Here is a 10,564-nt window from a genome sequence, read left to right as displayed (position 1 = left end):
GCATGATCGTCCAAGCCCGCGGAGATGACGGGCACGTGAGCGGCTTCGTGGCCGAGAAGGGCATCGACGGGCAGGCGTTCCTGCCCCACGCGCGCGAGCTGCTGCGCGTCGCCGAACGCGCGGTCGCGTCCGTGCACAGCGGCCGGCGTCCGCTGCGCGTCGACGTGATCGCCTCGCGCGGCGCGGCGTCGGGCCTGATGCGCGCCTTCCACCGTGCGTACCCCGAGATCGACCTCAACGTGGTCATGCTGCTCGACATCGAGACGGCCGTCGCCGCCATCCGGTCCGGTGCGATCGACGCGTCCTTCCGTGCCGTCGCCGTACCCGGCCGGCCCCTCCCCGAGGACATCGAGTCCGTCCGGGTGCTCGACGAACCGCTCCAGCTCCTCACCGGCCCCGCCCACGCGCTGGCGGGCGCCCGGTCGGTGACCGTCGCCCGGCTCGCCGGGCACCGGATCTGGATGCCCGGCATCGTGCCCGGTAGCGAGTGGGCCGCCTACTACGACGACCTCGTCGCCGAGTTCGGCCTCACCATCGAGGCGACCGGCCCCAACTTCGGCTCCGACGCACTCCTCGACACCGTCGCCGACACCCCGGCCCTGGCCACGTTCATGGGCGAGCACACCCGCCTCGTCTGGCCCGCCGGCCACGGCCTGCGCCGTATCCCGGTGACCGACCCGACGCCTGTCTACCCGCACTCGCTCCTCTGGCACCGCGACAACCCCCACCCGGCGCTGGCCACGCTCCGCGCCCACCTCGCCGCGACAGCGGCCGGCCATGACGCCGCCGGGACCTGGCGGCCGGGCTGGGTGTTTCCGCACTGAACGCCGCCGCGCCTTCGATCGCCGTGGGCAGGATCGACAGGTGGTGACTATCGACACACTCCGGCGTGTCCCCGCCATGTGCCTCCCGCGCCTTCACAGTGAGCAACGCTGTGAACTGCTGATTCAGCTCAGGAGTCCCATACAGCAGGGACGGTGGGAGCCCGGACGGCTCTTGGGTGCCCCGGCCACAGCCACGACAGCCCACACCGACGGGTCGCCGACGACGCCGAGCCGCACCGAACGCGCTCCCGGTCGTCCTGCGCGTCGCGACCGCTTCCTGCCATCCGCCATTACCGCCCCAACTCAGAGGGGCTAAGCTCACCGCCAGTGCTTGGGACATAGGCATCACGCGATCTGTGCCTGCCACAGATCGGGCTAATCCTCACATTCGTACGAAAGAGTGGATTTCCGTGAGCCTGGATTCCGATAGCCGTGCGGCGGCCGCGCCGGAGCCGCGTGCTGTTCAGCACCTGGACGAACTGCAGCAGGTTCGGCAGCACTACACAGAGCTGCGCAACCGTACGATCGCCCGTTCGGCCATCGCCACTGCGGAGGGCATCCTGAAGGAGCGCTACCGGCTGGCCAATGTCCGTGAAGCCTTCGCGCTGCTCCGTAGTGCCTCCCAGCACCACAACATCAAGATCCACACCCTTGCCGACGCGGTGGTCCGCGTGCCCGGCCCGACTCATCGGGCCGGTGCCTGGTTCCCGGGCCGGACGCGTTCCGGCCCACCCACGCTCACCGATCTGCGCTGGGCCGGCCGAGTCGACAACACCTCGCAGAGCGCCGTCCTGGACGCCGCCCTGCACCGGATGCTGGATGTCACCGGAACGACCATGGGCAATGTGCAGCTCGCTGAGAACCAGCTTCTGCGGCTGGCCAGACACACCGGGCTGGACCGCCAGTTCACCGAGCACTTCACCTTCGTCGACCACTCGAGCACCTCGTGCTCCCAGGCGGCCCGTAACGCCGAGCAGGTCACCGTACTCGACGTCGCCACGGCACCCGTCTTCGACGAGGAGTCCCGCCGCGTGATCCTCCACGCCGGCAGTCGCGCCTGCCACAGCGTGCCCGTGATGAGCGAGGAGAAGGTTCTGCTGGGCGTGATCTCCTCCCATCACGACCGCCCCCTGACCGGCTTCACCCAGGCCCAGCTCGACGCACTGCAGACAGCCGCTGCCACTACCGGCCGCTGGCTGTCCTGGTACCGCCGCACCAGGGTTTTCGACGCCCTGGAACACCTTCACACCACCGCTCGTCAATCGCGCTGACGGCCTCCGCCGCGCTGCCCGCCGGGGTCCTGGCGCAATCCGTCTGCGGAGGTGATCCCGCCGGTCGGCCCGTCACACGGCCGCGCAGCGCCGGGCCGGCGGCCGCCGACTCCGGCGCCTCCTGCGCCGACCGCCGAGCCGGTACCGAACGGCCCCATCCCTTGCGCCGGGAGGCGCTCGATGTCGCGCCCCTCATGGTCCCCGCCCGGTCGGCGCGCCTCGAGTTTTGGGACACGCTTTACGCAACACACGCAACTGAGGCCCGAGTCCCTACTGTCTGACAGGGAGTCGGGCCCGTCAGGGCCGAGGAGCGAGAGAGCGGGGCAGGGCGTGGGACGGCGCAAGGGCGGCATAGGGATCGCACTCGTCACGGGTGCCATGCTGATGGGCGTGAGCGCCTGCGGCGGGGGCGGCAGTGACAAGGCGGGCGGGGACGACGCCAAGGCGTCGCAGCCGAGTGCGAGCGCCTCTCCGTCGCCGACGAAGCCCGCCGGCCCGCCGATGCTTCTGGACTCGATCACCCCGCAGGAGGCCACCACGGTCGGCGTGGCCATGCCGATCTCGGTGGTCTTCACGAACCCGGTGGCGGCGAAGGCGCGGGCCACGGTGGAGAAGCACATGAAGGTGAGCGCGTCGCAGCCGGTGGCCGGTGCCTGGCACTGGTTCGGCGACAGGCGCGCCGACTGGCGGCCGAAGACGTACTGGCCCTCCGGCACCAGCGTGAAGGTCGACGTCGACGTGAAGGGCGTCAGCAACGGCAACGGGCGCTACGGCGTGCGCGCCTACACGCACAGCTTCAAGATCGGCGACGACGTGCGCGCCGACGTCTCGGTGACCGGCCACACCATGAAGGTGACCCACAACGGCCAGGTGGTGCGCACCCTGTCGATCAACGCGGGCAGCCCTCAGTATCCGACGTGGAACGGCACGATGGCCGTCATCGACAAGGAGGAGAAGGTGCACATGACCTCCTGCAGCGTCGGCATCAGCTGCGACAAGGGCAGCCCCAACTACTACGACCTGACGCTGCCCTGGGACATCCACCTCACCCAGTCCGGCACGTACGTGCACTACTCGACCGGCGACCCCAATCCGGGCAGCGGCAGCGCCCGCGGCTCGCACGGCTGCGTCCACCTGTCCATGTCGGACGCCAAGTGGTTCTACGGCCAGGTCAAGCAGGGCGACCCCATCACCATCACCGGCTCGTCCCGGGCCAAGGCCGCGCCCGACAACGGCTACGCCGACTTCAACCTGGGCTGGGGCGAGTGGCTCGCGGGCAGCGCGTCCGGCGAGGGGACGACCGCCACGCTGTGACGCACTTGGGGTCGCCCGGAAACGGCTGGCCCTCCTGCATTCCCCAACTCGTCCGATCGGAAAGTCTCCGGCGTCAGCCGCGACGGACTCCCGGAGGCAGGGACCACGCGTTCCCTAGGTCGCGACGATCAGCGTCTGCGGCGCGGCCGCCTTCATTCGCATGCGGAGCCAGGCGAGTTGGGCGTCCGTCTCCGTGCGGCAGGCGTCGACGACGTGAAGCAGGTCGCGGTCGCGGACCGCATGGCCGGCCTGGTCGACGAGGGGCCAGGTGAGGGCGACGAGATCGGCCAGTTGGTAGAGATCCTGCAGATCGCGCAGCAACCCGGCCGGGCCGGACCTGACCGCGGTGAGGCCCTGGGCGTGAAGACGCTCGGGTGCGGGCTCGCTCGGAGTCTCGTAGCGTGCCCGGACCGGCGTCAGCGCGGTGGCGTGACCGGCGCACTGGGTGGCGAAACCGGCGGTGGTCCAGTGAACGTCGGCGTCACCGGTGTGGCCCTCGGAGGCAACTCGGTAGCTGTGGCCCAGTGTTTCCTCCGCTGTCCGCAGGAAGTCCAGGTAGGTGGCGAGGTGCATGGGATCCTCACTTCTCGCTGATGTCGCCGAAGGGGTGCACCGGCGCCGACGCTGTGGTGGTCGGGGCGGGCGCGGGGCCCTGGCCGGGGCCGACTCGTTCGACCGAGACGGCGGCGACCTTGAGCTCCGGCTGTTTGGACACCGGGTCCCAGCCGGTGAGGGTGAGCTCGTTGGCGGCGGTGTCGCTTCCTCCGTAGTGCCAGGGAGCGAAGACCATGCCTTCCCGGGGGTGGGAGATCCGGGCCGGGCCTGAATGCTGCCGCGGCGCGACGTGACACGCACGATGTCGCCTTCGCTGATGCCGAGGCGTCGGGCATCGGGCTCGGACAGTTCGACCCACATCGCCGGGGCGGCGTCGTCGAGTTGCCGGCTGCGGCGCGTCTTGGTGCGCGTGTGCCAGTGGTACACGGTCCGTCTGGTGGTCAGCCGGAACGGATAGGACTCGTCCGGTTCTTCGAAGGGATGCTGGTAGCCGGTGGTCTTGAGGATGGCGCGGCCGTCGATCCTGCGGGCACGGTAGGCGATCTGGTCGACGGGGGCTCCCGTGGCCAGGTCGTGCCCGAAGGACTCGCAGGTTCCGGCGTCCGTGTTGAACACGCCGTCGGTGTAGAGCCGTTCCGTTCCCCCAGGTGCCGCGTCGGTGCAGGGCCACTGGACGCCGCCGACCTCGTGCAGCTTCTCGTAGGTGAGTCCCGAGTAGTCGCACGGTCGCCCCGCACTGGCCGCCTTCCACGCCTCGAAAGCCTGCTCGGGGCTGTCCCAGGCGGGCAGGGGACGGCCGTCCTTGTCGGCCAGCCCCATGCGGCGCGCGTAGTCCAGGAAGATCGCCATGTCGCCGCGGGCCTGCCCGGGCGGTTCGACGGCCTTCTCCTGCAGGTGGACGGTGCGGTCCACGTTGGTGAAGGTGCCGGTCTTCTCCGCCCACAGAGCGACCGGAAGCACCACGTCGGCCAGTTCGGTCGTCTCGGTGCGGTAGCCGTCGGAGACCACGACGAAGCACTGGTCACCGGAGAGGATGCGGCGGATGCGCGCGAGGTCGGGCATGGACACCGCCGGGTTGGTGCCGGCGATCCACAGGAAACCCACGGACCCCTGCTCGGCGTACCGGAAGATCGCGTTGGCGTCGGTGGGAGCGGCCCAGTGCGGGATCACGATGGGGTCCACGTTCCACAACTCGGCCAGTTCACGGACATGTTCGGGGTTGTCCCAGTTACGAAACCCCGGCAGCGCCGGACCGCGTCCGGCTTCCCGGTTGTTCTCCGCCGAGGGCTGGCCGTTCATCTGCAGGACCCCCGCTCCCGGACGCCCCAGCATGCTGCGCAGCAGGTGCAGGTTGTTGACCTGGCAGGAGGCCGCGGTGGCCTGGTGCGACTGGTAGAAACCCATCGAACAGGTCGACACCACCCGGCTCCCGGTGCCGAAGATCTCCGCCGCGGCCCGGATGTCCTCGGCCGGCACGCCGCAGATCTCGGCGGCCCACTCCGGAGTCGTCTCACGGGTGCGCCGCTCGAGCTGTTCGTAGCCCACCGTGTGGGCGTCCACATAGTCGGCGTCCACCCAGCCGTGCGCGATCAGCTCATGGACGAGAGCGTTCATCAGCGCCAGGTTGGTGCCGTTGCGGATGGGCAGATGGACGGTGGCCCGTTCGGCGACCTTGGTGCGCCGCGGGTCCACACACACCAGCCGCGGCGGGTCGGGAGCCTCCAGCCGGTCCAGCATCCGCGCCCACAGGACACTCTGTGTCTCGGCGACGTTGTGCCCGAACAGGAACAGGGCGTCGCAGCTGTCGACGTCCGTGTACGAGCCGGGTTGGCCGTCCGAGCCGAAGGACTCCTGGAACGCGGCCGCCGCCGTGGCCGTGCACAGACGTGTGTTGCCGTTCATGTGCGGGGTGCCGATCCCGGCTTTGCCGATCACCGCCAGGGTGTAGTACTCCTCGATCATCAACTGCCCGGACGTGTAGAACGCGTGGCTGAGGGGGCCCTTGGCGTCCAGCAGCGAGCGTGAGCGCTCCACCACCGCGCCCATGGCGGTGTCCCAATCGGTCTCGACCAGCCGGCCTCCTCGACGGATCAGTGGCGTCGTCAACCGGTCGTGCTGCTCGCCCTGCCATCCGTACAGGCCCTTGGGTCCCAGACGGCCGTGGTTGACGCGGTCCTCGGCACGGCCCCGGACGCCCACCATCCGGCCGTCGCGGACCGCCACCTCGAGCCCGCACCCGTTGGAGCAGAGCAGGCAGGCACCCCGCACCCACCGTTCGACATCGGATGCGTCGAGGCCGTCGACGAGGTACTGGTCCACCCGCTGTGGCCACGGGGTCCCACCGGCATGTGGCGTACGCGCACCCCAGATGTCCGCGACCCGGTCGATGTCCATGCTGCTGCGTCCTTTCTGCCGAGGAGCGGCCCCGGCCCGCCGGCCGATGCCGCGTAGGAGGTGACGCGGCTGGCGCACGTAGCCCGTCGAGGATGTTCATGTCCCATCAGGGGGCGGATAGGTCAGGTGCCCGTCCTGGACGCGCGCCTGCGGGTTCAGGGTCGCGGGCCTTTCCGCCGTGGCCGACATGATGTGCGTGACCTCCGTGCCCGCGACGATCAAGGCATCGGTGATCAGTCTGCGATGGCAGCGCCACGGCACCGCCTCGCTGCACATGATCGCCGGCCGTCCGTGTTCGGCGAGTCCGAGCAATTCGTCCAGCCCCTCCGCGAATTCGCCGGTTGCCATGTAGTCGGCGTAATCACGGAAGGCTTTGACCTCCCATGCACCGTTCACGCTCGGGACCGCCTTGGGGGTGTGACGCCGACCGCCCAATTTTGGGAGCCATCGATACTCGATATCGGGAGGAAGCGCGTCGATGATCGCCGACTGATTCCATTGCGGGAACTTGCGTGACGAAGGGTACGAGCGCACGTCGACCAGGTGGGTTATCTCGTGGTTCCGCAACATCGTCAGAACTTCGTCGAAGTCACGCGTCGAGTGCCCCACCGTGTGGATGCGGTTCGTCATCGTGCCGCCTCGACCGGGTCGCAGATGGGCTCAGGCTTGTTTCAGCTCTGAATTTTGGTCAGTGCGCCGCCCTTGTGCATGGCGATGTGATCGGTTTTATCGCTCTTGATCTCGTATTGCGGCTCGGTTTCGGTGGCGTGGCGTACGTGGCCTTTGTACTCCACATCGTGGGTGTGCTTCTTGGTGATGACACCTTCGACGTGCCCTGCTTCGGAATTCCATCGGACATGGTCGCCGACAGTGAACTTCTTCGTCATTCCGACCCTCTTTTCGGGATGCCGGTGCCCGCGACTTTCGTCGAGGGGCGTGGCTCGTCGACCGTCGCCGGTCCGTGTACCACGTCACCTGCGCGGCACACCGGATGGGCCGTGCGGGCGCGGTCGGGTCCGGCCGTGATCGTCGCTATCCGCGCCAGCGGACCACTTCCAGCGCGGCGGCGACGGCGGTGACGTTGTCGGCGAGGGGTCGGGGGAGCAGGTCGTCGGCGCGGGCCAGGCGGCGCAGGACGGTGTTGCGATGGGTGTAGAGCCGTTCGGCGGTCCGGGTGGTGCTGCATTGCTCGCGCAGGTACGTGGCCACGGTCTCCCGCGTCTCCGCGTCGGCGTGCAGGAGGTCCCCGAGGGTGTCGCTGACGAACTCGTCGGCCTGCGTGGGATCGACGGTCAGGAGTGCCGCGAGCTGTACGTCGTCGTAGCGGGCGATCCTGTGCTGCGAGGCGAGCCGGGTGAGCATGCGCTGCGTGGTGACGGCGTCGAGGTGGCTGCGGCGGAAGCCGTCGATGTCGGTTCCGGGCCGGCCCACCGCGATGCGCACGTCGGGGTACGCGGCGAGTTCCGCGCCGAGTCGGCCCGTGTCCGGCGAGGTGGCGACGGGCAACCAGAGCCATTGGGCCGTCGCGCCGGCGACGACGGTCAGGCGGTGTGCCGTGCCGCCGGCGCGCACGAGCAGTTCGGCGGCGGCTTCGAGCTGGTCGGGCACCGAGGCGGAGGCGGCCCAGACGATGGCGGCGGTGTGGGGGCCGGTCAGACGGTAGCCGAGCTGCGCCTCGGCCTGGGCGCGGCGGATCGGGGCGCCTTCGAGCAGGAGGGTGACCGCGGCCCGCCGCTCGGCGTGGGCGCCGCGGGTGAGTTCGGCGCGCTCGTCCTGCATCCGTTCGGAAATGGCGGAGACGGTGTCCTCGACGAAGGTCGAGATCGACAGCGCGGAGATGTCGAGCAGGCTGCGCAGCCGGGCGGGGTCGCCGGTCAGGTCGAAACAGATCTCCATCCAGCGGCGCCAGGCCACACTGTGGCCGGTGCGGTAGGCGTCGAGCGCGCTCTCGTCCAGGCCACGGCGTACGAGGTCGCGGGCCGAGGCGAGCACGTCGGGGCCCAGGTTCGCGGGCACGCGGCGCCCCGGACGCTGGACGTTCGACGCCGCCCAGTGCCGGATGTTGGCGAGGTTGGTCTGTTTGACCGCGGCGGCGAGGACCGGGTCCTCGGCGATGGGCCGCATCCGGTCTCCGCTGAGGGAGGCCGCGTGCAGGACCTCGACCCACTCGGGGCGGGGGTCGAGCACGATCTCGGCGCCGCGCCGGAACAGCTCCGCGATGTCGGGCGGGCACTCGGGCCAGGTGCCGAGGAATGCGGCATGTTGCACCATGTGGTCATGATGATGGTGCGTTCTGCCCTGGTGCAAGGCGGTCGCGCTCACGGATTCTTGTCCGGAGCACGGTCAAGGCATAGCGGCCAAGGAGCGACATGACCTCCAGTCCCGTACCCGCTGGGCGCCTCGGCGCCGAGCCTGCCGGCGTCGAGCACGTGGACGTCCTCATCGTGGGCGCCGGGATCTCCGGCATCGGCGCGGCACGCTACGTGAGGACCGAGTTGCCGTCGAAGAGCTTCGCGGTCCTGGAGGCCCGCGCCGGCCTGGGCGGCACATGGGACCTGTTCCGCTATCCCGGGATCCGGTCGGACTCGGATCTGCACACCTTCGGCTACGAGTTCAAGCCCTGGCGGGACGAGCAGGCCATCGCCGACGGGCCGCGGATCCTGGCGTACCTGCGCGAGACGGTCGCCGAGAACGGCCTGGACGACGCCATCCGCTACCACCACAGGGTGCGGGCCGCGTCCTGGTCCACCGAGCAGGCGCGCTGGACGGTGGAGGTGGAGCGCACCGACACGGGCGAGTCCACCACGATGACCTGCGGCTGGCTGTTCACCGCGAGCGGCTACTACCGGTACGACGAGGGCTTCACCCCCGAGTTTCCGGGCCGCGAACGGTTCCGCGGCGCGATCGTGCACCCCCAGCACTGGCCGGCGGACCTCGACTACGCGGGCAAGCGGGTGCTGGTGATCGGCAGCGGCGCCACCGCGGTCACATTGGTGCCCGCGATGGCCGACACGGCCGCACACGTGACCATGCTCCAGCGCACACCGACCTACATCCTGCCGGTGCCCAGGACCGACGCGATCGCCAACGCCCTGCGCAAGTACCTCGGCGCGGAGCGCGGCTACGCCTGGACCAGGCGCAAGAACGTCTTCCAGCAGAACGCGGTGTTCCGGCTCTGTCAGCGGTACCCGAAGGCGGCGCGGCGGCTGATCCGATGGCTCAACGTCCGGCAACTGCCCGCCGGATATCCGGTCGACGAGCACTTCAACCCGCCGTACGACCCGTGGGACCAGCGGCTGTGCGCGGTGCCCGACGGAGACCTGTTCCGCGCCATCCGGAACGGAAGGGCGTCGGTGGTCACCGAGCGGATCACGGCCTTCACCGAGACCGGCGTGTCACTGGAGTCCGGCCGCCACATCGAGGCGGACGTCATCGTCACCGCCACGGGCCTGAACGTGCAGGCCCTCGGCGGCATGCCCCTCACCGTCGACGGCGCCGCGGTGCGCCTGCGGGACACGGTCGCCTACAAGGGGCTGATGCTGTCCGGGGTGCCCAACCTCGCCTTCGCGGTCGGCTACACCAACTCGTCCTGGACACTGAAGATCGGCCTGCTCTGCGATCACTTCTGCCGACTGCTGGCCCACATGGACGCCCACCGATTCGACATCTGCCGCCCCGAGGTGGCGGACCCGGCCATGTCGACCCGGCCGTTCCTCGACTTCGGCGCGGGCTACGTCCAGCGCGTGGTCGACCAGCTTCCCCGGCAGGGCGACCGGATGCCCTGGCGTACCTCGATGAGCTACCAGGCCGACGCCAAGCTGCTGCGCACCGACAGCGTCCTCGACCCGGAACTGCACTTTGAGCGCGCCGCCGCGAGCACCGGGACCGAGCGGGCCACCACGGCGGTGCACACCTGACGAAGAGCGCCCCCTGAGCATGTCGTACAGCGGGTGCTGCCGCGTCGTTCGAGGGACGCGCTCGCCATCCCGCGCCGACGCCCGGCCGTCGAGTAAGAGAAGCCCTTGAAAAACGCCGACCGGGAGTACCGGCGGTGCCCGGTACACGGGGCACCGCTTGAACCCCTCTTACGTTTCCTCGTACTTATCGGCGCGCGCCCGACCGTACATCCGGCCAGACTGGTAGGTGTCAGGCCGCCGGCACCCGCGCCGCGATCAGCGAGGTTCCATCATGGCTGCCAGGCCGAAT

At 69.8% G+C, this 10,564-nt stretch carries 8 protein-coding genes and 1 pseudogene; 4 read left to right on the top strand and 5 right to left on the bottom strand.

Annotated features, from left to right (window positions below):
- The 3 genes from ACWEN3_RS31865 to ACWEN3_RS31855 form a co-directional block, all read left to right on the top strand.
- The coding region (locus ACWEN3_RS31865) for a substrate-binding domain-containing protein (RefSeq protein WP_452977785.1) at positions 1 to 824 on the top strand (824 nt) is incomplete at its 5' end.
- A gap of 410 nt (positions 825 to 1,234) precedes the next feature.
- A complete protein-coding gene (locus ACWEN3_RS31860) occupies positions 1,235 to 2,095 on the top strand; it encodes a GAF and ANTAR domain-containing protein (protein ID WP_452977782.1) in 861 nt (286 codons plus the stop codon).
- A gap of 330 nt (positions 2,096 to 2,425) precedes the next feature.
- Positions 2,426 to 3,409: a L,D-transpeptidase gene (locus ACWEN3_RS31855; protein ID WP_452977779.1), complete on the top strand. Its 984-nt coding sequence runs from the start codon at positions 2,426 to 2,428 to the stop codon at positions 3,407 to 3,409.
- Positions 3,410 to 3,523: 114 nt separating this feature from the next.
- On the opposite strand, the gene ACWEN3_RS31850 is transcribed toward ACWEN3_RS31855, so the two are convergent.
- From ACWEN3_RS31850 to ACWEN3_RS31830, 5 genes and pseudogenes are all read right to left on the bottom strand, one after another.
- Complete coding sequence (locus ACWEN3_RS31850; RefSeq protein ID WP_452977777.1) at positions 3,524 to 3,982, bottom strand: hypothetical protein; 459 nt, start codon at positions 3,980 to 3,982, stop codon at positions 3,524 to 3,526.
- 7 nt (positions 3,983 to 3,989) lie between these two features.
- Positions 3,990 to 6,358 (bottom strand): annotated as a pseudogene (locus ACWEN3_RS31845) (molybdopterin oxidoreductase family protein).
- Positions 6,359 to 6,454: 96 nt separating this feature from the next.
- Positions 6,455 to 6,988 carry a DUF488 domain-containing protein gene (locus ACWEN3_RS31840; RefSeq protein ID WP_452977774.1) on the bottom strand — a complete coding sequence of 178 codons (534 nt, stop codon included), beginning with the start codon at positions 6,986 to 6,988 and terminating at the stop codon, positions 6,455 to 6,457.
- Positions 6,989 to 7,029: 41 nt separating this feature from the next.
- On the bottom strand, positions 7,030 to 7,245 hold the full coding sequence (locus ACWEN3_RS31835; RefSeq protein ID WP_452977771.1) for a DUF2945 domain-containing protein: 216 nt from the start codon (positions 7,243 to 7,245) through the stop codon (positions 7,030 to 7,032).
- 145 nt (positions 7,246 to 7,390) lie between these two features.
- Positions 7,391 to 8,629 carry a PucR family transcriptional regulator gene (locus ACWEN3_RS31830; RefSeq protein ID WP_452977768.1) on the bottom strand — a complete coding sequence of 413 codons (1,239 nt, stop codon included), beginning with the start codon at positions 8,627 to 8,629 and terminating at the stop codon, positions 7,391 to 7,393.
- A 98-nt stretch (positions 8,630 to 8,727) separates the two neighbouring features.
- On the opposite strand from ACWEN3_RS31830, the gene ACWEN3_RS31825 reads away from it, so the two are divergent.
- The gene (locus tag ACWEN3_RS31825) at positions 8,728 to 10,275 is read left to right on the top strand and encodes a flavin-containing monooxygenase (protein WP_452977765.1); all 1,548 of its coding nucleotides are present in this window, start codon (positions 8,728 to 8,730) and stop codon (positions 10,273 to 10,275) included.
- The last annotated feature ends 289 nt before the right edge of the window (positions 10,276 to 10,564 follow it).

Source organism: Streptomyces sp. NPDC004561 (genome assembly GCF_053602155.1).
This window is presented reverse-complemented; position numbering and strand designations above follow the sequence as displayed.